We start from the raw sequence: 22798 nt of genomic DNA, 5'->3' as shown, positions 1-22798 counted from the left end.
CTCCTCTTTCCACGCCTCTTTCAGACCATAACCAATCCGCCATCGACCCGCAAACATTGTCCGGTAACAAATGAACCCCACCCGGAAGCGAGCATTAGTACGCCCCCGGCTATGTCCTCCGGTACGGCGAGCCGCCCGAGCGGGGTCAAGCGGATAATCGCTTCACGCACATCCTCCTGTGTGGCGCGGCTGGAATCCGCACCTTGTGTCAATCCGGCCGCCACGCAATTGACAGTTATACCGAACGCGCCCAGCTCCGCAGCCAGATTGCGGCTGTAGCCGAGCAGGGCGGCTTTTGCAGTTGTGTAATCATGGTAAGGCACCACGGGAAAATCGATCAGGTTGGTCACCATATTAATGATTCGACCTCCCCCCTGCTGCTTCATAATGGGTATCACCGCTTTGCAAATATGAAAAGCGCCTCCGAGGCTGCCGTCCAGCTGACGCTGATAATCTGCCCAATCGATGCTCCAGGCGGTTTGGCGCGTCTTCGGGTTGAAACTATAGTGGCTGAGCGCATTGTTTACCACGATATCGACACCGCCAAAGCTATCCGTAATTGCGGCCATCATTTGCCGCACCTCATCCTCATTCGTCACATCCGCCTGCATGGCTGCTGCCTCGCCACCGCTTTCATCAATCCGCTGTGCAACCTCATCCGCAAGCTTCCCGCTGCGCAGATAATTGACGATGACAACTGCGCCCAAAGCTCCGAATGCCAACGCAATCGCAGCACCAATGCCGCGGCTGGCGCCGGTTACGAGAACGATTTTGTTCCGGAAATCCATGCCCTGTTTCCCTCCTGTCATCCTTGCTCGGCATCCGGGTCATAAGACTCGGCATTCTGCTCAGCACTCCATTCCAAATCCGTCCAGCGCAGCAAATCCAACAGATTATAACGGCCGTCATGATGCCAGCCCGCCGCAGCGCGCGTCATTTGTCCGATAGCGCAAATCCGGTTGATGCCTGCTTCGCCCAGTGCATCGGCGAGCCGCTGAAGACGCTCCGGGCCAACTGCAATTCCCGCTGATTGCAGATACCGCCGATGGCGGGACAGAGAAGGAATTATTTCTTCAAGCGAGGGACAGCTGATGACATGAACCGTCCGGTTCAAGGGTGACGCCATAAGCTCTCCTCCCGGATGATAAACGACCGTCCATTCCGTACCCGGCTTGCTTCCATACACGGAGCCTCCCGAACCGCCCAATGCTGCCAGCTCATAACGGCTGCGCAGCGCTTGAATCGCCTGCGCTTCTTCCCTCGTTATAGGGGCCAACGGATGCTTGAGCTGGAGACGCTGGAGCTCTGCGGCCAGCAGCTGTGCAACCTGCCGAGCCGACACCGCACCGCCCTCTTCAACGAAGACCGAATGGGGCGACAGACAGCTCTGCTGATCGTAGGTACCGGCATCCTTAACCAGCTTGTATACCGTATCGACATAGCGATCGGGAGTCAGCGCCTCCTTCCCGACCATAGCGAAACTTATTTTATGGCCGTAGCTGACCAGACGCTTATGGTCCGGCAGCCTGCTGCGGATCTGCCTGACCGCTTCATCCGAGCCATAGGCAACGACCATCTCCGACGCTTCCATCGCGGATGCTTCAAGTTCGTGACAGCTGCTTCTCCAGGGAAGAACGGCTATGCAATCCGCAAGTTCCGGATCAATTTGCCGAAGCGATTCCGCGAACAATACCGCCATGAGAGGCTCAGAGGATGACGTCTTCATGAGACTGGCCGACTTGACCAGCAGACCCATGACCAGACTCCAGACGGGCAGACCCGGAACGTTCCCCGAGCTTACCTGAAAGATAAGCTCCGGCCCGTAGGCGCGGCTCATCCCCCCGGATTTGCGGGGGCGGAATTCGTCCAGCAGAGCTGCCGATTCCAGCTCCTCATCAAGAAAACGAAGCAGCTCCTTGCGGCGGAACAAGCGCATATACCGCTTCAGCTCCAGCTTGATCATACCTGCATCATAGCCGGTAATAGACGGGAGCCAGCTCTCCGCCCGCCTGCGGAGCTCATATTGCGGATTCAACCACTGCTGCACGGCAGCATCAATAATATCAACAATCCGGCCGCAGCCAAGGCGTGCCAGATATGCTGTTCGCCGGGTTTTCACCATTGTCGCGATCTCTTGAATCTTGGCAGGGGTCAGCAGTGGAAAGGATAGAATGAGCGTCCCTTCAGCCGTTACAATCTTCCACTCCGTATAAGCTTCGAAGGTGATTCCCCTTGGTACGGCATAAACGGGATATACAGTAATGTCCTGCGGTTGCCCGGTGACTGGCTCCTCCGCCAAATACCGGCTATTCATGCCGGTCCGCCTGCAATAATTGATCGGCGGCTACCGAGCAGCCCCGCGCTTCCGAACCCTGAAGCCGGCCCTCCAATACCAACCCGTTCCCGGTCATAACGCCGAGATCCTCTGTCAATACCGCCATAACGGCGTTCCAGTTCGCCAAATCGAAATGCGCCAGAATGCCCGAGTTCCCTTCCCCGACCGGTTCAAGCGTGCCGGGATCAAGAACAAGCGTCCTGACCCAGGCGGGACCGGATTTCTTCTGGTAAAACTGTCCATCCGCATCCGGATTACGGTGCAGCAGAGTCCGGTCGTACAGTTGGGTACTAAGCTCCGTCATCCCGTACATATTCACGAACCGGCTGCATCCGACGCCGAAGATAGAGGAAAAATCCCGGTACAGCTCATGGGCCGATACCTCCCGTGCCTGCCCTTTTAGACCACCGGTATCAAACAGAACACTGTTCGCAGGAAGAACGAATGCGAGTCCGCGGTCCCTGCAGTAATCCAGAAAATGAACATAGGAGAAGGTGGTACCCATAATTAGAATAGGCTCGTCGCAGCCCCGAACCGCCTGCAGCGCGGATGCCAGCGCCTCCATATCCAGTCCCGAGCCGGCGTGATGGAAGAACCGGCTGTCCGACTTCCCATACAACTTCACAGCTTGGCTCATATATCGGGACAACGATGAGTTTGGGTTCTGATCGCTGCCCGGCGAGATCGCCAAGATCGTCATCTTTTCGGTATCCGGCAGGACATAAGCCTTGAACGATAATGCCATCGATCTGTCCCAAACCCGCAAGGTAGGGTGATAGTTACACCCTCTCATGTCGGCATGGGTAGTCCCGCTGGTCATAAACAGTGCTTCCGCTTCATCGGGAGGTTCGCAGGATAAAGTCAGCTCCTTGAAAGCCAACACGGGGAGCGGCGGAATTTCATCCCACCTCCGGACGTTCAATGGCGATTTCCTGCGCGCCTGACAATATTTGCGGTACGGCGCATTATATTGAAACTGGTACCGGAACAGTTGAAGCGCCAGCTTATTGAAAGCTTCATACACAATCGTACCGGCAGCCTCATCCGCAGTCAGACTCCCGAAACGCTCCATAAAAGCCAGGATATCCTGTACCATAATATCGGAATCGGCAATCATGAGCTCGCCTCCCTTGGTTTAGGGCGCAGCATCCTAAGCCACCCGGGTATATTGACCAGCGCCAGTTGCAGAACAATAGCGGTCAGAGCACCAACCATAATCGTATTGGACAAAAACTTGCCGGCAAAGCCGGCGGCACCCTCAAAAATCGGCGGCAGCGATATCGCCAGCAGGATCGACAGGCCGGCAATAGCGAAATTGGCTTCGGTCTTGGCCATGCGGCCGAGTATACCGACACCGGAATAAATCAGCGATGCCGCCGCGGGCAGGAACAGTCCCCCCACTACAGCCCCCGGTGTAACGACCAGCAGCGCGCCGGCTTTGGGCACAAAGCCAAGGATCAGAAAAATCACTCCGGCGGCAGTAACTGCATGACGCGAGCCCATTCCCGTCAGTCGCAGAAGACCGACATTTTGCGCGTACGCGGTTGTAGGGAATCCGCCAATCAGCGTGGAGGCAATCGATCCGGCTGCTTCACCCGAGAATCCATACCGGATCTGTTTGGCCGTCAACGGAACGCGCACCATATCCGAGGCCGCGTGATAGACGCCCATTGCTTCAATGACGGCAACCATATAGGCGAAGAAGAAGACCGCGAAAGTCGGCCAGTCAAAAGTAAGAGAGCCATAAGGAAGAAAATGCGGCATGCCAAGCCAGCTTTTCTCCGCAACGGAGGAAAAATCGAGTTTGCCCCATCCAAAAGCGATCAGATCGCCTACCACCAGCGCGATCAGAAAAGCAAAGGAGCGCAGCAATCCTTTGGCAAACACCGACAGCAGGATGACAACCAGCGCCGTCGTGACAGACATCGTCAGCACCGGGACAGTAGCAAAGGTGTCCATATCCGGTGAGCCTCCCAGAAATTCATACAGAGTGAAGCCGGATAACGCAATGCCGACCACCAGAATGACCGCACCGGAAACGACCGGCGTAAAAATCGATTTCAATCGTCCCAGGACGCCCGTAACAGCTAAAGCAAATACGATAAGTCCGCTCAAAACGATGCCGCCGCCCGCTGCCGCAAGCCCGTTATCCTTGCCGGAGGATATCAACAGGGAATCGAATGCGGCCGATGGCCCTTGTACAACCGGAAGCTTGACCAGCCGTGTCGCCTGTACAAGGGTAACCAGTCCCGCCGCAATGAAGATCGCATTGACCATATTGGCGGCAAGCGCCATCGGCAGCCCGATCAGCGCCGCAACGAATACGGGATCCAGCCACACGTTGGAAACAAAGACATGCTGCAAGCCATAGAGTACTGTTTTATGCACCGGCAGCTTCTCTTCCACTCCGACGGTAAGATAGACTGGATCCTGATCCGGCAACACATTTGCTTTTTCTTGTTCATGCATATTCGTATATTCCCCTCCCGAACCTCTCAACCCATGATTGCCGCCCCAACCCGCCAACCGTTGGAATGTTATCCCAAATAACGGTGGTACAGGCTCCTGGCTTCCGCCGTATCATTCGTTCCGTGTACCAGCACCCGGCCATCCTCAAAAAGCACCAGCCTGCGGGCACCAAGATGCAGCGTGACGAGATATCCATTGGACTCCACCTTCTCGCCTTGTCTGGACAACTTAGCTGCTGCCGCTTCCAGATCGCGTTTCATTGGAGCAGGCGGACGAATCTGCACGGTATCCCTGCCGCAAAGGATCTCTGTCCGCGTATGGTTCGCCGCCGACAGATACGGATAAGCGGGACTTGCGCCGCAGGATAGGCAGCTCTCTTTTTTCAGCTTCTCTATGGCAATGGACGATTGAATATTGGTCCATAGATCGAAGGAAGTCAGCCTGCCGCGAAGCGCCTTGCGGTTCCCCGTGAGCAGCTTCAGCGCTTCCGCCGTCTGATACGCGACCACCATCTGCACGGCAGGACTGATAATGCCTGCCGTATCGCAGGTCGCCCCTCCTACAGGAATGGTTTCGAGCAGGCAGTTCAAACAGGGCGTTTCGCCGGGCAGAATCGTATAGGTAATGCCGTAACTGCCTACGCAAGCCCCGTAAATCCAGGGAATCCGATGCTTCATTGAAATATCGTTGATTAGCAGTCGCGTATCAAAATTATCCGTAGCGTCCACTATGAGATCAACGCCTTCGACCGACTGTTCGATGTCGCGGGTTGTCATATCCATAACCAATGCTTCGATCTCCACCTCGGAATTAATCGCCTGCAAACGCGTCTTGGCCGCAATCGCTTTAGGCATCCTCCGTTGTGCATCTTCTTCGCTGAATAACTGCTGGCGTTGTAGATTGCTCCACTCCACATAATCACGGTCTGCAACTGTCAGCTTACCAATCCCCGCACGTACGAGCGCTTCTGCGTTACCCGTCCCAAGCGCTCCTGCTCCGATAAGCAGAACATGCTTGCTCCCGAGCACTTCCTGCCCGGAGGATCCAATCGGCGGGAACAGCTCCTGCCTGGAATAACGCCCGTTCAATTGCAGCTCCATCCTTCCATCGGGCTGCTGGCAGACGCGTACCGTTTCTTCGGAATCCGCCCCGCCTCCTGTCCGAGCCTTCCCGCTTCAATCGCCAGCTTCATTGCCATGGCCATCTTGACCGGATCCTTAGCCCCGGAAACCGCCGTATTGAGCAGCACGCCGTCGGCGCCAAGCTCCATCGCCATGGCTGCATCCGACGGTGCTCCGATACCCGCATCAACAATAACCGGAACTGTTGCCTGCTCGATAATGAAGCTGAGATTCAGCGGGTTAATAATGCCTAAGCCGGTTCCAATCGGCGATGCTCCGGGCATGATCGCATGAACGCCCAGATCCTGCAGGCGTCTGGCCAGCAGAACATCGTCGGAGGTATAAGGGAGCACCGTGAAACCTTCGGCCAGCAAGATCTCCGAGGCTTTAAGCGTCTCCAGAGGATCGGGCAGCAGCGTCTTGAAATCCCCGATCACCTCGACCTTGATCATGTCGCATAACCCTGATGCCTTGGCCAGCTTGGCAATTCTCACCGCCTCTTCCGCCGTCTTGGCTCCGGCCGTATTCGGCAGCAGCGTGAAGCGGCCAACATCCAGCATTTCCAGGAAATTAGGCTGGCTGGCCTCGAAGATATTCATCCTTCGGACGGCAAACGTCAGGATTTGCGTTCCTGACGCTTCAACCGCCTGCTTCTGGATGTCAAAGCTCGGGAACTTTCCTGTGCCAAGCAATAACCGGGAATGGAATTCATGCGCGCCAATCTTCAACAAATTAGCCACCTCCTACAAAATGGACAATCTCAATGCGGTCTCCATCCGACAAACGAGTTGTCTGGTGATCGGCTTTCTCCAGAATGTTCCCATTCAGCTCGACAATGACCACTTTCTCTTCAAGCCCGAAATGAAGCAGCAAATCTTGAACGAATACAAGCGTAACGGGCACTTCGACATTCTCTCCGTTAATGTGCAAATTCATCTTGGTTCACCCTTTCTGTTTTGGGAAGCGGACGGTCCAGTCGGAATGCTTCCAAATAATCACCTTCCGCCGCTTTCCCCTCCGCCCAGTCTGCGGCCAGCTGCCCGGTTATGGGACTAAGCAGAATCCCGTTACGGTAATGGCCGGCGGCCACATACACGTGCAACAGGTCCTGATGTCCGCCGATGAAAGGAAGACCATCTGCCGTTTGGGGGCGCAGCCCCGACCAGGCGCTCTCCCATTCCGCAGCCGCTATGCCCGGCAACAGCCGGATAGCGGCCGCCAGCAGCCCGCCGATTCCTCCCGCCGTAACTTTGCGGTCATAGGAATGTTCATTCATGGTTGCTCCGACTATCAGCCGCCCGCCTTTCTTGGGAACGAGGTAGCAGCCATGCCCGAAGATCGTGGCCTTCACCAGGGGCGCATGCGAAAGCACCGAGAAACATTCGCCCTGAACGGGATAGATGGGACAGGCAAGTCCCGCCTGTGCAAGAAGCGGACCGCTCCAGGTACCAGCTGCCATCACAACACGCTCCCCGTATAGCGTACCGTCCCGGGTGCGGACCCCTGATACGGCGCCCTGCTCAAGAACTAGCGATTGGACCTCCGAATATTCGCGAATATCCGCACCCAGCACCGCTGCTGCTTTGGCAAAAGCAAGGGACAGCTCCGGGGCCAGTACATGTCCATCTCCCTCTGCGAGCATGGCGCCAAGAATATCCGGCGATAACCCCGGCTCAAGCCGCCGGACTTCATTACCGCTCAGCCAGTCCGCCTGTTCTCCTGCTCCACGCTGGAATTCAATCGTATGCAGCAGGCTGTTCATCTCTTGCTCTGTCGTTGCCACGCGCAGCAGCCCCTTGCGCTCCAGCCCGATATCGATTCCGCTGAGCTCCCTCAGCCGGATGGCCAGCTCGGGAAAAAGGGACCGGCTGCGGCGGGACAGCTCGAACAAGGGACCTGGCTCACTGATCTCCGCCTGTGCGCCCAGCATGCCGGCTGCAGCGCTTGAGGCCTGCCCGCCAAGACGTTCCCGCTCCAGCAGCGCGACCTTCAGCCCTCTGGCTGCCATATGGTAAGCAATTGAGCTGCCGATCACCCCTCCGCCCACAATAATGGCGTCATATTTTCTCGTCATCTTCATTGTCTCCTCGCCTTATTTAAAGCTTCTGCATACTTCTTGACCGCAACGAGAGGATCCGCAGCTTGCGTGACGCCTGAGAGAACGGCCACGCCCGCAGCACCTGCCGCCACAACCTCATGCACGCGATCCGGGTATATTCCTCCTATGGCGATAACGGGAATCTTCACGCTTCCGGCAATTTGCTCCAGCGCGGAAATCCCCCTGGGCTGCTGCCCAGGCTTGGAGGCTGTCTCGAACACATGGCCATACAGCAGGAAATCCGCCCCCTGCCCTTCTGCCAGAAGAGCTTCTTCATGTTCATGCACGGAACAACCCAGCCGCAAACCGGGAAATGCGGCTCTGGCGTCCCGCACGTTCAAACTCCGATAGGAAAGCTGTGCTCCTTGCAATTTGGCCGCCCATGCTACATCGATCCGGTCGTTAATCATCAATTTGTTTGCCGGCACGCCTCTTGCCAGCATAGCCTGCACGACCTGCCACAGTTCACAAGCATTCCGCCGGGGTTCCCGCAGATGGAAAGCTGTGATATAAGGGTGAATGTTCTGCGCAATTTCCGTAAATCTGTCCAAATTATTCTGTCCATCCGAGATAATATGCAGTTCCAGCACAGTCAAACCATCATCAGCCTCCTCTAACGCAAGCATGGATAAGAACGCAAAAAAACCGCCCTCCAGGTAAGAAGGCGGCCGTTATTCAACCAGGCAAACGCATCAAAAATAATGCTGAAAAGACCCTGCATTGAGTGACCACTTCCCTACGCTGGTATTATCCAGATCAGGTGCAAAGGGTTTGAATAACTCTTCAATCTCAGCCATATTGGCTCCCCTAGTGATACATCCTATTCGATTGGCTTTATACTAACATGAATAGTTGAAAAAGCAAATATAAATCTGCGGACCTGTTTTACCGAGCTGGCAATTCGGCTTGAACCGGCACTTCCGCTTGAGCTGGCAATTCAGCTTGAACCGGCAGCTGCCACACTTGAAATTTGTTGCCGTCCAGGTCCTTGAAGTCCAACTGCAGCCCGCAGCCGCCTTCATCGCGAATCGCCTGCTCCGTCCACACGCCAGATTCCCGGAGGGATTGATCCAATTCCCGGATATCCTCCGTTTCGAAGCATATCGGAAACATCTCAAAGGGCGAGCCATCCTCTGCCCAGCCGGTTGTCATAAAATGCAGCGGATGTCCTCCGACACTTGGCAGCAAGAACAGCCATTGTCCGCTGTCCATGATCATGATCGCCCCGCGGCCCGGCTTTAGCGGCGAACGAAGGGTCAAGCCAAGCACACGCTCGTACCAGGCAACCGATGCGGCAACATCGGTCACCGGAAGGTAGGCGCATTCAATGCGTTTTAACAATGCTTTTTTCTTCATGATCCTTTAGCCTCCTTGAATTATATTCCAACAAGACGCCTATTCGCCGAACCGGCAGCTTCGACACTCCTTTCGCGGATATGCATCCGGCTGATTGTTTCTTTACATAAACGAACAGCTGCCGCGAAACCATACAGACTGCCGAAGAAAAATTCCGCTGCCGAAAGAACGCTTACGCTGTTACCATCAGCTGATTGCCGTCCGGTTCCAGAAACGTAAAATATAGTTTTCCGCATATCGCGCGAATCCCTTGCAGTTTCCCTCCAGAGGCCACAAGCAGCAAGTAAGCTTCCTGAATAGCAGGCGGATGCCGGCGGCGGAAAGCATCCAATACGGCTTCGAAGAATTCGGGCGTAACCAAAGGCGTTCCTGGAGCTTCCGATGTCCTGATAACGCAACCTCGCTTTCCTCCATTTCCGAAAAGACCTGAGGCTGTCGAAACCGCAGATCTTTTCGTCACATTATCGCCATCCAACGTTCTTGTTTTGTTCTTATTCGCCAGATTTTCCGGATTCCCTTCCAGACTTGGCTGCATAGCGGATTTATTTGCTCTCCCCAGCGGCCTTAAGGCTGTAAACTGTCCCAGAATGCCAAGAACGGATCGGGCTTCATCTGGAAAAAAACCGGAGCGCTCGAATATTTCACATAATTTCCTTTGAACAACCACAAGGTGATTTCCGTTTGATCCTCAAGCTTGAGGTACAGCACCTTCTGCTTCTCTTCTCCGTTATCGTAAATCCCCGCCTTGTATAAGAAGTCTGCATCAACAGGACTTGCTTCATACAAAGCTTCCAGAAACGTTTGAAGCGCCGGACCCGTTTGCAGCTTGTTAAACTCCGGTTTGCTGTAATTCCAGCTGTCATAACTTTGCCATTTTGCCGATTCCACATGACCCAGCAGATTTGTTTTCCCGATTAAATCTTCGCCTTTGGTGACCGTGATCCCGTTAAGATGCTCGTACAATTCCGCATAAATTTCTCCTTCCACCACTTGATAGGACATTATTCTAAACCCGCTGTCGTAGCCTTTTACGGAGTAAATATCCGTTTCTCCGATAGTGGAAGCCAGTTCCGTATAATCCGTTTGATTGCTCCACTCATCAATTCCTGCCTTCGTTCGGCCCAGCTTCTCATCCAGCAGCTGTTTGGCGGCTTCCGGCTCAATGCGGGTGCTGGTTTGCGTATAGATGTTTCCGTTATAGACAACCAGACCTACCATATCTGCCGATTCACTGGAGGTATCAGGAAGCTTCATCGCTGGAATCGTAATCGGATGGGGATCGGCCTGCCCTTTTATCGGGGGCGTTACAGCTCCCGTATTCCCCGGACCGGCTGGCTGCATGACAGTCGAAGAAGAACGGTTGGTGATTTTCCATACCTCAGGAGCGGCGATTCCCGCGCAAATGAGAACCAGCAAGCAAGCTGCAATATAGGTAAACCGCCGGTTACTGCGGGTTTGAACGGGCTTTTGATGCAATAATCCCTGTTCCAGGCGCTGCTGCATACCGGTGTCCGGCTTAATGGAATGAAATGCTATTTTATATTCATCACGTTTCATATTCATTCGTCCCCTTCCAAATCCATTTTTAACAGCTGTCTGCCGCGCTGCAAGCGCATCTTCACAGCAGATTCACTGATTTGCATAATTTCTGAAATCTGTCTGATTGCATAATCCTCGTAATAATAGAGATGGATCACCGCTTTATATTTAAAAGGAAGACGCATCACATTCTCAATCACGGTCCGGTCGCTGGCGGAATTCGTATAGTCATCCATTCCCTCCATCTTCACAACGCGTCTTCGCCACAGGCTGCCGAGCATGTTCTTGCATTGATTCGTAAGCACCTTGATGAGCCATGCTTTCTCATGCTCCCGATTATTGAATTCAGGCGAGCGGTACAGCAGCTTGATGAATGTTTCCTGCATGGCTTCTTCCGCATCCCCTTTGTTGCCGAGGTAAATCATGGCGATTTTAAACAGCATGCCGCCGTAAAGCTGATACGTTTGGGAAAAATCTCCGCCCGGCCGGAGCGAATGATTATGCATAATGGTTTGGCCCCCTTTGCCTATACACAATCCACAACGTCGATCGGTCACATTTTGTTTAACCATTTCAAAAATAAGTCTATAAAAAATGTCGGTTGACTGCGGTCCGTCTGCCCATCCGTTTAACGCAAGTCAAAAAAACCCGCTTCTTGTCAGAAGCGGGTTGAAGTCGTTTCAATGGAGTTGCCTGTCTTCAGGAAGCGGTCTGCTTCTTAGGTCTACGGACCAGTCCAAAATAAGCAAGCAGGGCAAGCAGGCTTGTCGACAGCAATATCACGCCCATAGGAACAGCTGTATATTCGCCGGCGATCCCCACAAGCGGTGAAACAATCGCCCCAATAATGAACGGGAACAATCCCAGCAAAGCAGATGCACTTCCTGCAATATGGCTCTGCGTTTCCATCGCTAGCGAGAAGGAAGCTGTCGATGTCATCCCGATGGATGCGACGAATATGAACAGCAAGGCAACCAGCAGGTAAAGCGGACCCTGGAGAAGAATAACCAGCAATACGGCCAGACTTGTTGCGCCGGCAAGCAGCAGCCCGATCAGGAGAAACCGGCTTTCCGACACCCGATGTGTCATACGGCCAACCAATTGCGACCCGATGATCAAGCTGATCCCGTTCGATCCGAACAACAAGGCGAATAATTGCGGAGAAGCACCGTATATATTCTGATAAATAAAAGGCGTACCGGATACATAAGCGAATATCCCGCCGATCATGATCCCCTGCGCAAGCGCATAACCTGTGAACTGACGGTCCTTCAATAGCACCAGAAAGTTTGAAAACAGCTTGGCCAGTCCCGCTGTAACCCGTCTGTCCATCGGGAGGCTTTCCTCCAGTTTCCATCCGGCAATCATTGCAAGGAGGATCCCAACGAGGCCCAGCACGATAAACACGCCGTTCCATGCCGTAAATGCGATAACGCCGCTGCCGGCCACAGGTGCTATAAGCGGAAACACATTATTGACCAGCATCAGCATGGAAAAAAATTTGGTTAATTCATGGCCGCTGTACAAATCACGCACAACAGCTCTGGAGATGACAATACCAGCGGATGCGGCAAAGCCTTGAATAAACCGGGCGGCAATGAAGAACGTAATATTCGGGGCAAACGCACAAACAAACGAGGCGATTAAATAGCAGACAAGACCAACAAGCAGCGGTTTTCGCCTTCCGTAGACATCACTCAGCGGACCGATCAACAACTGGCCAAGTCCCATACCGACGAGACAAGCCGTCAAACTGAGTTGGACTAATGAGGCTTTGGTACCGAAATCATCTGCGATTTCAGGAAATGAGGGCAAATACATATCAATCGTAAGTGGACCAAGCGCTGAAAAGGCCCCGAGAATAAGGGCAAACCGCAGCGTCTTTTGATTTTTCTTTGATGTGGACATCTTATGCTGTTTCTCCTAACCATTGCGGTTGATGATAAAATGTAAAGCAGCTAACTATCTTATATTCACTATCTTTCCTAGCATCATCGGCTGAATTTCTATAATAACACACATTTCAAAATCGTGGGAAGAAACAAAAAAAAACCGCCATACCGGCGGTTTCTCAGTCAAGCAATCTATATTCATTGGTTTATTGAAAGCCATACCGTTTGCCAAATTTATCGTTTTTCCCATTGCCGAAGTCTTTGTTTCGGCCCTCACTCCAACGGGTTGGATACTCGTCGGATTCATTTTCCGAAGGGACTGAAAATGACTGATCTACTTTATCTGTCTGATCTGTTGAAGGAGCAGTCTGTGATGGATCGTCTTGCGTCTCTGAAGTTGTCGACTCGGATGAACGCTCTGCCGGTGAAGATACGCTGTCTGCCGGAATGACGCGACGAGCCGTTACATAGGTGTTCTCCCAGGCGCTTCCGGCAAATTCGGAAACCGTGACGCCTACGCCGACCCGGTACGTATGAAGCAGTTGACCGTCTCCGATATAAATAGACACATGATTGATCACTCCGTCTCTATTTGTATCCGAGAATACCAAATCACCTGGCTGCAGTTGAGTTTTGGATACCTCTGTACCTGCCTCTGCCTGCTGCTTCGAAGAGCGGGGAAGCTCTATTCCCATTTGTTTGAATACGTATTGTGTAAACGAGGAGCAATCGAATGCGGTGGTTATCCCCGATTGAGCTCCAAATTGATAAGGTACGCCGATATACTGTTTTCCTGTCGCAATCACATTGTCAGCTGCTGAAGCGGATGAAACAGCCGCGTGGGCAGAATGCGGCACAACAAACATACTTCCGGAAAAAGCGACGGTCAGGCTAAAACCGATTCCCATTATCATACGACTCATATCATTTTTTTTCATCGAATAATTCCTCCCGCTGGTAAGTTTGAATGTGGTGATGATCTGCAATCACCATAACACAGCTTCAAACCACCACTATTTCCCATGGGGAGGAGAAACCCTTTTACCACGCGCAATGAAACAAGTTAATTAAAATATTATGAGAATTTGCTGAGTAAAACCGCCTTGACAAATCCCGTATGCCTGAAGATATACTCTTAGCCTGCCCTCATCCGGCATTTTCTTGCGCTTTCATTTTCTGTTGGCAATTGCTGCAGCTATGCAGACATTTTGATTTCAAGGGCTTATCCTGCTCCTTGACCGCTCCCCCGCAGCCGGATTCTCCACCCGGATGACCGGCAGCTTCTTGTTGCAAATTATCTGGCGTTTGGTCCTCATAATTGGTCATGGTTACTCCTCTTTTCGTCATTGAAATTGGATATTTCGTTTTACGGCACTTGCGCGGTAAGCATCCACACTGTCCAGGTCCATCGTAAAATGAGGATTTATCCCTGCTGCCATAAACAGCTCCTCGGCTGCTTCGGCGATATGAAGCGTATCCATCAGCAATTCAGGCGTTGCATTTTCATTTAGCATCAGCCGCTGAATGTGAGCAGCGCAATCTTTGCTGTATACGCCATGAAGGGGTGAGCGATAACCGCCGGATACCGGTATGGCTGCATCTATGCCGCTTTGTTGGAGCTTCCTCAGAATAAGAGCCGCTTTGGCCGACAGGAAAGGCATTCCGCAGCCAACGATCCATACGGACGAATATTTTGCCAGGCTCAGACCTGCATGCATGCCACCCAACAGTCCTTTTCCAGCGTAAAAATCCGTTATAATGCGGATGTCCGCTTCCACCGCCGTCAGAAACGGCCTTGGTTCATCGACGGAAATCAGGATGTCGTCGCAAACCTTCCGAAGCTCTTTGATCTGCCTTTGCAGCAGGATCTCCCCCGCGAATGGAAGCAGCGCAATCGGCTCGCCATCCTGTCTGCCCCTCAAACCGCCAGCCAGTATTACCCCTGACATCATATTCGCAGCTCTCCTTTCTCAAGCGCCAACCGTCAACCATCCTTTACATGGATCTAAGAAGTTCTTGAGATAGATGCTACCAGCTTGAAGCCATACCGGCTGTGAGCTTCGTCACAAGCGACGCCTGATTTTTGCAATAGGAAAAGCAGCCCGGCTAACGGCGCAAGGCCATTAATCGAACTGCTGGGTTTGGTTTCGTATGACATCCTAGTGCGTGATCAGGTTTGTCTAAAGCGGAATAATAAGCGTAAGGGTCGTTCCCTCTTCCTTCGTCGATTCCAGTTGAAACTGGCCGCCGGCAATGCGGGCGCGTTCTTCCATGCTGAACAGACCAACTCCCTGTGACCGTGTCTGTGTATCGAAACCTTGGCCGCTGTCGCTGATTTGCACCTTAATTTCCGAGTCGGTCTCGCTTAGGTGCACCTTAGCTTCCGATACATCGGCATGCTTGGCGATATTGGTCAGCGCTTCCTGGATAATCCGGTAAATCGCCGTTTCCGCCTGGACATCAAGCCTTCTGCGGAGATTGCAGTCGAATGTCACCTCTATCCCGTAATGGTCCGAATAATTCTCGATATACGTACGGATCGCCGGCACCACCCCGAGGTCGTCCAGCACGGACGGACGCAGTTCCCAGGCCAGGCCGCGAACATCCGCCATCAAGGAGGAAACGGATTCGCGGATAAGCTGCAGCTCGTTATTGTTTTTCCCCTGGTCGGAAATAAAGCGGTCAAGCTGTATTTGCAGCGAAAACAGGCTTTGACCGATACCGTCATGAAGCTCACGGGAAAACCTTCGCCGCTCGTCCTCCTGAATTCGTATCACATTCGAAATCATCGTTTGAAGCTCCTGCTCCACCTGCTTGAGTCTTGTCACTTCATTGCGGATTGCAAGAAATTGATAGGGCTTGCCATCCTCATCGACAAAGGGCACAATAGTCGTACTCACCCAATAATGACTGCCATCCTTCGCGCGGTTACGGATTTCTCCAAACCATACGCTTCCGGAACTGATCGTCTCCCACAACTCCCGCATGAACGATTTGTCGTGAAAATCCGAATTAATGACCCGGTGGTCCCGGCCAATCAACTCTTCCCGGTCATATTGGGAGATTTCGCAAAACTTATCATTCACATATTGGATGCGTCCCTTATGGTCCGTTAACGCAACGATCGACGATTCATCAAGGGCGAATTTTACATCAGCCAGCTGTTTGAGCGATTGCTTGATCGCTCTGCGGCTTTGCTCGTCCTGAACGACCTCGTCCACACTGGACAGCAGCATCTTGACATGCTGTCCAATCTCTTCCGTGTCCTGCTTTTTGGAAGCGTTACTCAAAGTTCAGCAGCCCCTTCTTCAGCGCATATTTGACAAGCTCGGGGCGAGACTTGAACCCCAGCTTCTCCATCACATTGCTTTTATGGGTTTCTACTGTCTTTACGCTGATAAACAGCTGTTCCGCGATTTCCTTATTGGCATAGCCTTTAGCTGTGAAAGTCAGCACTTCCCGCTCCCGTTCCGATAGCGAGTCGAACTGGTCCGAGGATTCTCCCCGTTTCATCCGCTCCATATATTCCTTCATCAGCCGCTTGGTCGCGGTCGGGTACAGATAGGCGTCCCCTTTGGAAACGGCGCGAATGGCGCCAAGAAGCTCCTCATGGGGCGCACTCTTGAGCACATATCCTGCAGCTCCCGCATGGATGGCGCGAAACAGATACTCGTCGTCGTCATGCATCGTGAGAATCAGGATCGCAATATCCGGCAGCTCGGCCTTGAGCTCTGCGGCAGAAGTCAGGCCATCCTTGCCGCTGGGCATGCTCAAATCCATAAGGACAACGTCAGGACGAAGTTCAACAGCCTTGCGGATTCCCTCATCTCCTTCGGATGCTTCGCCAATCACTTCAATATCTTCCTTGCCGCTCAGCAGCATACGCAGCCCCGAACGAACCATCACATGATCGTCGACAATGATGATTTTGATCATAGGCACCTCCAGCCGCTTTTTTGGCAGTATCATAATCTCTATTTATAGTTTAATACAAAAGACGCACGAATGCTTCCTTTGTCTTCGTAATGAATCTATAGCAAGTACAGCTTTTTGATACCGGCAACCAGTTGGGCTACTGCTGTAATCTCATCATCGCTGAATGCCTTGTCCGTTCTTCTCCCTATAAACAATATCCCTTCAGGATTCAGGCCTCCTGTCGCGACAAGTGCAAAGGCCGCTGCCGCCTTCAAGTGCTCCGCAAGCATGACCGGGCAGTCGGCTGGCTTCATTAAGCCGCTTAGGGAATCGATCCGGCAGACGGATCCATGCCGGATGGCCATGCCAGCGAGCCCGATGCCGGAAGCCACCGTCATCTGTCTCGTCCGGAGGCTCCGGCTGCCCCACAGATACTCCCACTTCGCTTGCCGCTCACTCTTCCGAAGTCCCGCCAATGCGGCAAAATCGGCATCGGCGCGGCTGCATAGCGCGCTTAGTTCCCGTTCAATCGCGATATCCGCCAGATTTTCCATAATGGAGGCCTCCTTTATATTTCCACGGTTTAATGAGTGGTTTGTCAGCTACTCCACATTGTAAGCAATGACCGCCTGTTTGTAAGTAAGGGAAATCCCTGAAATTCATTTCGGGGAAATGCCGCAAGGTTCATTCAGATACAAAAAAAGACACAGACGGTCAAGTCCATGCCTTTAAGCGGCAAAATTTCGTATAACTAACCAGGGCCCAATCGATGCAAGCCCCGCCCGGGAGTTGGTTCAATCTTTTTATACGACATCGACTCCTGTGTTTCTTAGTGTCTTCAATGCTCCTCCCCATGCTTCAACCTCGTCGAGAATGGCGTTAACCGCACTCTCATGATGCGACGTCGGCTTGAAAATACGGTAGTTCTCGAAATCGGTGTGTAGAGAAAAGCTCACCTGTGAACGAACGTGGGCTATTCGGAGCTCCGACAAAATCAATCTCAGGCTGTCCATGGCGCTACTGCCGCCAGACGCTCCATAGCTTATCAGACCGGCTGCCTTGTTGTTCCACTCCTTGTACAAGTAATCGATGGCGTTCTTGAGCGCCCCCGATGTTGCGCGGTTGTACGTCGGCGTTACGAAAATGTATCCGTCGAATGAAGCGATCTTCTCCGACCAAACCTTTGTGTGCTCCTTTGTATAGTGGCCCATGACCGGCGACATCGGTTCGTCAAGCAATGGTAAATGATAATCTGCGATATCCACGAGTTCGTATTCAGCATCGCTGCGTTTGTTCGCGATCTCGTACACCCAGCGTCCTACGGTTTCTCCGTTTCGTCCCGGACGTGTACTTCCGATAATGGTGGCAATCTTGAGCATGTCAGTTTCCTCCTCAATGTATGATCAATCCATGAGAGGTGTAATAACGAAGCGAACGGATGCTAACCCCGGTACGGACTGCAAGTTCTCCAATGTTCATCCTTTAGCGCCCCCACATGAACGATTCGGTTACATTATATTCGCTGACATTAGTGTGAGGGTCAAGTGTCAATAAGCACTCCACATGTGTGGAATACTTATTATTGATAAAATCTAAGGGGGCAGCGCATTCGGTGCGCTGCTTCAGTTTCAAAGCTTCCTACTCGTTTAATAAGGTTGTCACCTTATTCTGGATCAGCTTGGCTACTTCCTCCGCAGACTTTTGTTCGCTAAAGAATGCTCTGGACTCATCTCCTATAATGGAAATCACCCTACCGTCCACCATCGCAAAGTTATTCGCTGTATGAATGAATTGTTTGAACTGAGTAAATTCTTCGTCCGAAACCTTGGGTGCTTTCCCGTCTGGAAGCTTGTACGCTCCACTTTTAACTTGTTTCTGAATGTCGTTCAGTTGCTTCTCATTCACGGACTTAAGCAGTGAAAACCCTTGTCTTTCTTGCAGGGATTGCCCTTCTTCGGATAACAAGAAGGAAATAACCTTCCAAGCTTCCTCTTTAACCGAAGATTTGGCTTGAATCGCAAACCGAGATTCGGTGATAATCCTCGTTCCACCTTTTTGTTCTGGTTTCTGCATCAGCTTCGGATTTGAGTAGAATTGATGTAGAACATTGATAAAGTCCGCCGGCGACCGCAAAACGGTAGAATAGAACATTTGCTTGCCTATATCCGCCGGTTCAGAAGTCATGACTTTATCATCGTACATTTTTTTAATTTGTTTCAACACTTCCACGAATAAGGGAGAGTCGAACATTGCCTTTTTCGCTATATGATCAACGAACTCTGAGTATTTATCCACAATCATTTCTTGAAGGAGGAATTCCGGCGGGTCATTCGCTAAAGCATAGCGGCGTTCCGTGCCGTTTCCCCCCAGTTTCTTCGATGTCTCCTCAAACTCTTTCCAGGTCCAATGCTTATCGTCGACATTTGTGTTCTTAATACTGTCCCCATCGCCTATGAACGCCCGCAGGGAGAACCCTAAAGGCATGGCATACATACCGCCATCCTGCTTCAATACATCCAAAATGTTCATTTGCAAATCACTTTTAGCCAGCGTTTTGTCTTGCTTCATGGACTCATCCATGTTCAGGAGAAGCTTTTTGCTCACATAATCGTCGATAGGCAAACTGCTTATTTCGAAGATATCCGGCCCTTTCCCTGATAGCAGCGCTGTATTCGTCGTTTTTATGTATTTTTCATAATCCTCTGAAATCTGAATTTGCAGATCGAAGTCCGGATACTTTTCTTCAAACTTTTTCTCTACTGCCTGGTAAAATGCTCTATATTCTTGCATCGCCGAAGGCCATATTTGCATCGCCATAGTAACGACCGTTTTCCCCTCTTTGATTACCGGTTTCTCCGTACTTGCCAATTCACCGTTGCCCCCAGAACTGCATGCGGTCATTGACGCGATTAAAATAGCACAACATATTATACACAGCCACTTTTTCATCGGATGAATTCCTCCTATAATTTCATTGCATTCATGCTTAACTATTACAGACGAACACGGTTTCCGTCTTGTAAAGGCTCACTGCTTTCCATAATAATCAGGTCGTCCTCATAGAGGCTATCCGCTCGAATCATCGTTTCTTTGCCATTTGTTTCACTAGACTGGATTCGGACTTTACGGACAACATAGATATTGCCTAAAGCACCTTTCTGCTCTTCAATTTTATAAACGAATATGGCGTCACGGTCCTGATGAATAGCCTCATTGGAGATAACAAATCCCTCTTGGTGTGAGCGTTTCTCTAGTTTGATCCCTGCCTGCTCACCCCCTTTCAGCTCGGAATTAACGACCTTTATGCGAAGAGCCTTCTGAGGGATCGTTAGGGTCTGGCCAGCATCTTTACCAGATGAGCTCTCGGTACGCGATTGTGCATTCGCCACTTCAACAATCATGCCTTTGATCGTAAGGGTTTGTTGTTTTTGGAAAGGTTGTACTTCGACCTCTATCTTCTCTCCGATCGAAATCCCTAAGCTGGACAGCAGCGTTGAATCGGCAGAAATATCCAATCGATAACCTAGGCTGCTGTTCGAAATAAGGACATCCGGTTCTCCCGCTGATGTTAACCCCTCAACGGCATTCAAATTGTTAATAATACCATCGAAAGGAGCGGTGATTTCCTGTTGGCTTATGAGAAGGTCTCTCAGTTCATTAATTTTACGCTCCTGTGTGCCTAGATTAAGTTTACTCGTTTCGATATCGCGTCTTACCTTCCGAATCTGGCGTTCGTCCCCTTCCATGGTCGACTGTATGTATTGATCCTGAATATTTTTCAGCTCAATGTTCTGTTTGTTCAGGTTGGTTATTTCGTCTTCCAGTTCTCGCTTGGCAGTTTTGCTGTCATAAATGATTAGCTTTTGTCCCTTCTTCACACGATCTCCTTCTTTTACGAGAATCTTCTGGACCTTCCAGCCGGCAGGGTTAGATAATCTCGCTTCGGCGAGCGGTTGCAGTATACCACTACCTTCGAGCGTAAATACTAGACTTCCACTAGCCGGCTTTTCCGTTCTCACTTTGGGCAAGGTCAACGACTGCAGCGTGTTGCTGAACAATGTAAAAAAGATTAACAATCCCATAAAAACAATGAACACGACTTGAATGCTTCGTTTGCGCCTACGATCACCCAGTTCTTTTTCTAACTCCATATCCCGACTTCTCCTTTTCGCAAAAATTACCCCTTAATGCCTGACAATTGAATGCCTTCAATGAAATACGTTTCCGCATACATAAACAGCAGCACCATCGGAGCCATGTAAAGCATAGATGCAGCGAAAGCAATCCCATGGTCACCATTTATCCTGGATAAATAAACCGACAGAGGCTGCTTGAACGGATCGTCCAGAAAAATAAGCGGCTGCTCCACCATGTTCCAATAATCGACGAACAAGAGGATAACAAGTGCAGCCAGACCCGGTTTGATCATCGGCATAATAATCTTATAGAAAATTCGCAAATGACCGGCTCCATCAATCTTGGCGGCTTCTATGTAGGCATATGGAATATCCAGCATGAACTGCCTGAGCATAAACACACCAAAAGCTGCAAAAATACCAGGTAATATAATCGCACTCGGACTATCCAGCAGACCAAGCTTATCCACCATAATGTAATTCGGCACCAGCGTTACTTGGAATGGCATGAGCATCGTCAAGACATAGACGAGAAACAAGTGATCCCGTCCGCGAAATTGCAGCTTGGAGAATGCGTATGCAGCGAGTGCTGCTACTAGGGTCTGTCCTGTGATGATTGGCACCACCATAAAGACCGAATTCCAGAACATCACCAGATATCTGGGACTGCCCACCAACACCTTGCCGTACTGCTCCAAGGTCACTTGATCCGGCAGCAACTTTAAATTCACGTAAGGACTTGTTCTCCCTTCAGCCGCTTTGTTCATCTGCCCAATGGGTCCATAATTGATGCCAATTTCCTGTTCTGTCATGAGCGAATTAGTGAAAGTGATTACGATCGGAAATAATAACAGGATTGCTATAGCGCCCATGACGACCGTTAGCGCACTTTTTTGCAATACTTTGGTAACCAGCACGGCCCCTTCCCCCTATTCCATGAACTGCCGATACCGGCGTTCAAGCGCAAACAATCCCATAACGATCAGAAGAATACAGCCGACCATCAAGGTCGCCGCGGCAGTCAGCTTCTGAATATCTAACGATGTGAACATGTTGTTCATAAAGTGCTGCATCATGTATATACTGTCATGCGGATAATCGCCTGCGATCAAGTACGTTTCCCGAAATACTTTAAACGAGTTAAGGATCGACATGATGACTACAAAAAACATCGTGGATGTTAGATAGACAAGTGTAATACTGCTAAACTGCCGTAAACGTCCTGCCCCTTCAACCTGGGCGGTTTCGTAATAATCCTTCGGGATTTGCTGCAGTCCTGCCAAGAATAAGATCACGTTATAGCCGACGTTCTTCCATAAATAAACGATAATGATTACATTTCGGGCTGCATCGGTCTTCATCCAATCCACACGTTCGAAGCCGAAGCCGCTCAGCCAGGCGTTCAGGGAGCCATTCCAATCAAACAGTATCTGCCAAATCAGAATAATCGAGGCGACCGGTACAACAAGCGGGAGTACATATGCAGTTCGCAGCCATTTGCGCAGATATATATTTTTATTCAACAGCATCGCCAAGCCTAACGACAGCGCAAGTATAAGCGGAACACTAACCGCGCTAAAATAAAAAGTATTGGATGACGCCTTACGGAAGGAATTGCTCGCAATCAGCTCGCGGTAATGATCCAATCCAACGAATTCGCCGTTGACCGTACTGTCCATGAAGGAGTAGAACAATCCCATGGCAAACGGAATAAGGTAGAACAACGCAAATCCGATACCGCTCGGTGCGAGAAATATCCATGCAGCCGCTGAATCCTTGCGAATCCATTTTATTATTTTTCTCTTCACCATGAAGCCATGCCAAAAACCCCACTTCTTCATTCACAGATTCCTCCTCCCCATTCATACATTTAGAATAGGGCAGGCTGTTAAATAAAAAAGTGGGGTAAATATAAAATTTTCCTTAAATGATCGACA

Annotated in this window: 26 protein-coding genes and 1 riboswitch; all 26 genes read right to left on the bottom strand. The window is 51.2% G+C overall.

Annotated elements, in window-relative coordinates:
• Positions 1 to 20 precede the first annotated feature (20 nt).
• On the bottom strand, positions 21 to 788 hold the full coding sequence (locus tag IEY46_RS05695) for a 3-oxoacyl-ACP reductase (RefSeq protein ID WP_188989962.1): 768 nt from the start codon (positions 786 to 788) through the stop codon (positions 21 to 23).
• A 17-nt stretch (positions 789 to 805) separates the two neighbouring features.
• On the bottom strand, positions 806 to 2314 hold the full coding sequence (locus tag IEY46_RS05690; protein WP_188989960.1) for an acyl-CoA reductase: 1509 nt from the start codon (positions 2312 to 2314) through the stop codon (positions 806 to 808).
• Entirely contained in the window at positions 2307 to 3452 is a 1146-nt protein-coding gene (locus IEY46_RS05685) for a LuxE/PaaK family acyltransferase (RefSeq protein WP_188989958.1), read from the bottom strand. Before IEY46_RS05685 ends, IEY46_RS05690 begins: the two co-directional genes overlap by 8 nt.
• The gene (locus tag IEY46_RS05680; protein WP_188989956.1) at positions 3449 to 4804 is read right to left on the bottom strand and encodes a uracil-xanthine permease family protein; all 1356 of its coding nucleotides are present in this window, start codon (positions 4802 to 4804) and stop codon (positions 3449 to 3451) included. Before IEY46_RS05680 ends, IEY46_RS05685 begins: the two co-directional genes overlap by 4 nt.
• A 68-nt stretch (positions 4805 to 4872) precedes the next feature.
• Positions 4873 to 5892 (bottom strand): thiazole biosynthesis adenylyltransferase ThiF, encoded by a 1020-nt coding sequence (locus IEY46_RS05675; protein ID WP_229750086.1) that lies wholly within the window; start codon positions 5890 to 5892, stop codon positions 4873 to 4875.
• Positions 5889 to 6656 carry a thiazole synthase gene (locus IEY46_RS05670; RefSeq protein ID WP_188989952.1) on the bottom strand — a complete coding sequence of 256 codons (768 nt, stop codon included), beginning with the start codon at positions 6654 to 6656 and terminating at the stop codon, positions 5889 to 5891. The genes IEY46_RS05675 and IEY46_RS05670 overlap by 4 nt, the downstream gene beginning before the upstream one ends.
• Before the next feature lies 1 nt (position 6657).
• Positions 6658 to 6861: a sulfur carrier protein ThiS gene (gene thiS, locus IEY46_RS05665; protein WP_188989950.1), complete on the bottom strand. Its 204-nt coding sequence runs from the start codon at positions 6859 to 6861 to the stop codon at positions 6658 to 6660.
• Complete coding sequence (gene thiO / locus IEY46_RS05660) at positions 6845 to 7999, bottom strand: glycine oxidase ThiO (protein ID WP_188989948.1); 1155 nt, start codon at positions 7997 to 7999, stop codon at positions 6845 to 6847. The genes thiS and thiO overlap by 17 nt, the downstream gene beginning before the upstream one ends.
• Positions 8000 to 8001: 2 nt before the next feature.
• Positions 8002 to 8613, bottom strand: a complete 612-nt coding sequence (locus IEY46_RS05655; RefSeq protein ID WP_229750198.1) for a thiamine phosphate synthase — start codon at positions 8611 to 8613, stop codon at positions 8002 to 8004.
• 126 nt (positions 8614 to 8739) lie between these two features.
• A riboswitch (TPP riboswitch) is annotated at positions 8740 to 8842 on the bottom strand.
• Positions 8843 to 8908: 66 nt separating this feature from the next.
• Complete coding sequence (locus tag IEY46_RS05650; protein ID WP_188989944.1) at positions 8909 to 9379, bottom strand: VOC family protein; 471 nt, start codon at positions 9377 to 9379, stop codon at positions 8909 to 8911.
• A gap of 172 nt (positions 9380 to 9551) precedes the next feature.
• The gene (locus IEY46_RS05645) at positions 9552 to 9914 is read right to left on the bottom strand and encodes a hypothetical protein (protein ID WP_188989942.1); all 363 of its coding nucleotides are present in this window, start codon (positions 9912 to 9914) and stop codon (positions 9552 to 9554) included.
• A gap of 29 nt (positions 9915 to 9943) precedes the next feature.
• Positions 9944 to 10936: a hypothetical protein gene (locus tag IEY46_RS05640; RefSeq protein WP_188989940.1), complete on the bottom strand. Its 993-nt coding sequence runs from the start codon at positions 10934 to 10936 to the stop codon at positions 9944 to 9946.
• 2 nt (positions 10937 to 10938) lie between these two features.
• Positions 10939 to 11424: an RNA polymerase sigma factor gene (locus IEY46_RS05635; RefSeq protein ID WP_188989938.1), complete on the bottom strand. Its 486-nt coding sequence runs from the start codon at positions 11422 to 11424 to the stop codon at positions 10939 to 10941.
• A 193-nt stretch (positions 11425 to 11617) separates the two neighbouring features.
• The gene (locus tag IEY46_RS05630) at positions 11618 to 12826 is read right to left on the bottom strand and encodes a multidrug effflux MFS transporter (RefSeq protein WP_188989936.1); all 1209 of its coding nucleotides are present in this window, start codon (positions 12824 to 12826) and stop codon (positions 11618 to 11620) included.
• A 190-nt stretch (positions 12827 to 13016) separates the two neighbouring features.
• Complete coding sequence (locus IEY46_RS05625) at positions 13017 to 13748, bottom strand: C40 family peptidase (protein ID WP_188989935.1); 732 nt, start codon at positions 13746 to 13748, stop codon at positions 13017 to 13019.
• 208 nt (positions 13749 to 13956) lie between these two features.
• A complete protein-coding gene (locus tag IEY46_RS05620; protein WP_188989933.1) occupies positions 13957 to 14136 on the bottom strand; it encodes a hypothetical protein in 180 nt (59 codons plus the stop codon).
• Between the two features lie 17 nt (positions 14137 to 14153).
• A complete protein-coding gene (mobA, locus tag IEY46_RS05615; RefSeq protein WP_188989931.1) occupies positions 14154 to 14762 on the bottom strand; it encodes a molybdenum cofactor guanylyltransferase in 609 nt (202 codons plus the stop codon).
• Positions 14763 to 14990: 228 nt separating this feature from the next.
• Positions 14991 to 16046, bottom strand: a complete 1056-nt coding sequence (locus IEY46_RS05610; protein ID WP_188991709.1) for a sensor histidine kinase — start codon at positions 16044 to 16046, stop codon at positions 14991 to 14993.
• A gap of 46 nt (positions 16047 to 16092) precedes the next feature.
• On the bottom strand, positions 16093 to 16746 hold the full coding sequence (locus tag IEY46_RS05605; RefSeq protein WP_188989929.1) for a response regulator transcription factor: 654 nt from the start codon (positions 16744 to 16746) through the stop codon (positions 16093 to 16095).
• Positions 16747 to 16841: 95 nt separating this feature from the next.
• Complete coding sequence (locus tag IEY46_RS05600) at positions 16842 to 17279, bottom strand: hypothetical protein (RefSeq protein ID WP_188989928.1); 438 nt, start codon at positions 17277 to 17279, stop codon at positions 16842 to 16844.
• A gap of 249 nt (positions 17280 to 17528) precedes the next feature.
• The gene (locus IEY46_RS05595; protein WP_188989925.1) at positions 17529 to 18104 is read right to left on the bottom strand and encodes an NADPH-dependent FMN reductase; all 576 of its coding nucleotides are present in this window, start codon (positions 18102 to 18104) and stop codon (positions 17529 to 17531) included.
• Positions 18105 to 18117: 13 nt separating this feature from the next.
• Positions 18118 to 18204, bottom strand: a complete 87-nt coding sequence (locus IEY46_RS05590; RefSeq protein WP_188991707.1) for a MerR family DNA-binding transcriptional regulator — start codon at positions 18202 to 18204, stop codon at positions 18118 to 18120.
• Positions 18205 to 18363: 159 nt separating this feature from the next.
• Positions 18364 to 19674 (bottom strand): ABC transporter substrate-binding protein, encoded by a 1311-nt coding sequence (locus IEY46_RS05585; RefSeq protein ID WP_188989923.1) that lies wholly within the window; start codon positions 19672 to 19674, stop codon positions 18364 to 18366.
• 44 nt (positions 19675 to 19718) lie between these two features.
• Positions 19719 to 20876 carry an efflux RND transporter periplasmic adaptor subunit gene (locus tag IEY46_RS05580; RefSeq protein ID WP_188989921.1) on the bottom strand — a complete coding sequence of 386 codons (1158 nt, stop codon included), beginning with the start codon at positions 20874 to 20876 and terminating at the stop codon, positions 19719 to 19721.
• A gap of 26 nt (positions 20877 to 20902) precedes the next feature.
• Positions 20903 to 21733 (bottom strand): carbohydrate ABC transporter permease, encoded by an 831-nt coding sequence (locus IEY46_RS05575; protein ID WP_188991706.1) that lies wholly within the window; start codon positions 21731 to 21733, stop codon positions 20903 to 20905.
• A gap of 57 nt (positions 21734 to 21790) precedes the next feature.
• Positions 21791 to 22672 carry a carbohydrate ABC transporter permease gene (locus tag IEY46_RS05570; RefSeq protein ID WP_373288784.1) on the bottom strand — a complete coding sequence of 294 codons (882 nt, stop codon included), beginning with the start codon at positions 22670 to 22672 and terminating at the stop codon, positions 21791 to 21793.
• Positions 22673 to 22798 lie beyond the last annotated feature (126 nt).

Origin of the sequence: Paenibacillus nasutitermitis (genome assembly GCF_014641075.1) — a bacterium.
GTDB lineage: Bacteria > Bacillota > Bacilli > Paenibacillales > Paenibacillaceae > Paenibacillus_Z > Paenibacillus_Z nasutitermitis.
This window is presented reverse-complemented; position numbering and strand designations above follow the sequence as displayed.

Bases quoted from the DNA above. Each gene is read 5' to 3' on its own strand.
- IEY46_RS05695 (WP_188989962.1), bottom strand. From the start codon at position 788: ATGGATTTCCGGAACAAAATCGTTCTCGTAACCGGCGCCAGCCGCGGC.
- thiO (WP_188989948.1), bottom strand. From the start codon at position 7,999: ATGACGAGAAAATATGACGCCATTATTGTGGGCGGAGGGGTGATCGGC.
- IEY46_RS05585 (WP_188989923.1), bottom strand. From the start codon at position 19,674: ATGAAAAAGTGGCTGTGTATAATATGTTGTGCTATTTTAATCGCGTCA.
- IEY46_RS05570 (WP_373288784.1), bottom strand. From the start codon at position 22,672: ATGGTGAAGAGAAAAATAATAAAATGGATTCGCAAGGATTCAGCGGCT.
- IEY46_RS05575 (WP_188991706.1), bottom strand. From the start codon at position 21,733: ATGGGCGCTATAGCAATCCTGTTATTATTTCCGATCGTAATCACTTTC.
- IEY46_RS05580 (WP_188989921.1), bottom strand. From the start codon at position 20,876: ATGGAGTTAGAAAAAGAACTGGGTGATCGTAGGCGCAAACGAAGCATT.
- IEY46_RS05635 (WP_188989938.1), bottom strand. From the start codon at position 11,424: ATGCATAATCATTCGCTCCGGCCGGGCGGAGATTTTTCCCAAACGTAT.
- IEY46_RS05645 (WP_188989942.1), bottom strand. From the start codon at position 9,914: ATGCAGCCAAGTCTGGAAGGGAATCCGGAAAATCTGGCGAATAAGAAC.
- IEY46_RS05690 (WP_188989960.1), bottom strand. From the start codon at position 2,314: ATGAATAGCCGGTATTTGGCGGAGGAGCCAGTCACCGGGCAACCGCAG.
- IEY46_RS05595 (WP_188989925.1), bottom strand. From the start codon at position 18,104: ATGCTCAAGATTGCCACCATTATCGGAAGTACACGTCCGGGACGAAAC.
- IEY46_RS05640 (WP_188989940.1), bottom strand. From the start codon at position 10,936: ATGAAACGTGATGAATATAAAATAGCATTTCATTCCATTAAGCCGGAC.
- IEY46_RS05625 (WP_188989935.1), bottom strand. From the start codon at position 13,748: ATGAAAAAAAATGATATGAGTCGTATGATAATGGGAATCGGTTTTAGC.
- IEY46_RS05620 (WP_188989933.1), bottom strand. From the start codon at position 14,136: ATGACCAATTATGAGGACCAAACGCCAGATAATTTGCAACAAGAAGCT.
- IEY46_RS05600 (WP_188989928.1), bottom strand. From the start codon at position 17,279: ATGGAAAATCTGGCGGATATCGCGATTGAACGGGAACTAAGCGCGCTA.
- IEY46_RS05685 (WP_188989958.1), bottom strand. From the start codon at position 3,452: ATGATTGCCGATTCCGATATTATGGTACAGGATATCCTGGCTTTTATG.
- IEY46_RS05650 (WP_188989944.1), bottom strand. From the start codon at position 9,379: ATGAAGAAAAAAGCATTGTTAAAACGCATTGAATGCGCCTACCTTCCG.
- mobA (WP_188989931.1), bottom strand. From the start codon at position 14,762: ATGATGTCAGGGGTAATACTGGCTGGCGGTTTGAGGGGCAGACAGGAT.
- thiS (WP_188989950.1), bottom strand. From the start codon at position 6,861: ATGAATTTGCACATTAACGGAGAGAATGTCGAAGTGCCCGTTACGCTT.
- IEY46_RS05680 (WP_188989956.1), bottom strand. From the start codon at position 4,804: ATGCATGAACAAGAAAAAGCAAATGTGTTGCCGGATCAGGATCCAGTC.
- IEY46_RS05610 (WP_188991709.1), bottom strand. From the start codon at position 16,046: ATGCTGCTGTCCAGTGTGGACGAGGTCGTTCAGGACGAGCAAAGCCGC.
- IEY46_RS05605 (WP_188989929.1), bottom strand. From the start codon at position 16,746: ATGATCAAAATCATCATTGTCGACGATCATGTGATGGTTCGTTCGGGG.
- IEY46_RS05590 (WP_188991707.1), bottom strand. From the start codon at position 18,204: ATGAACATTGGAGAACTTGCAGTCCGTACCGGGGTTAGCATCCGTTCG.
- IEY46_RS05630 (WP_188989936.1), bottom strand. From the start codon at position 12,826: ATGTCCACATCAAAGAAAAATCAAAAGACGCTGCGGTTTGCCCTTATT.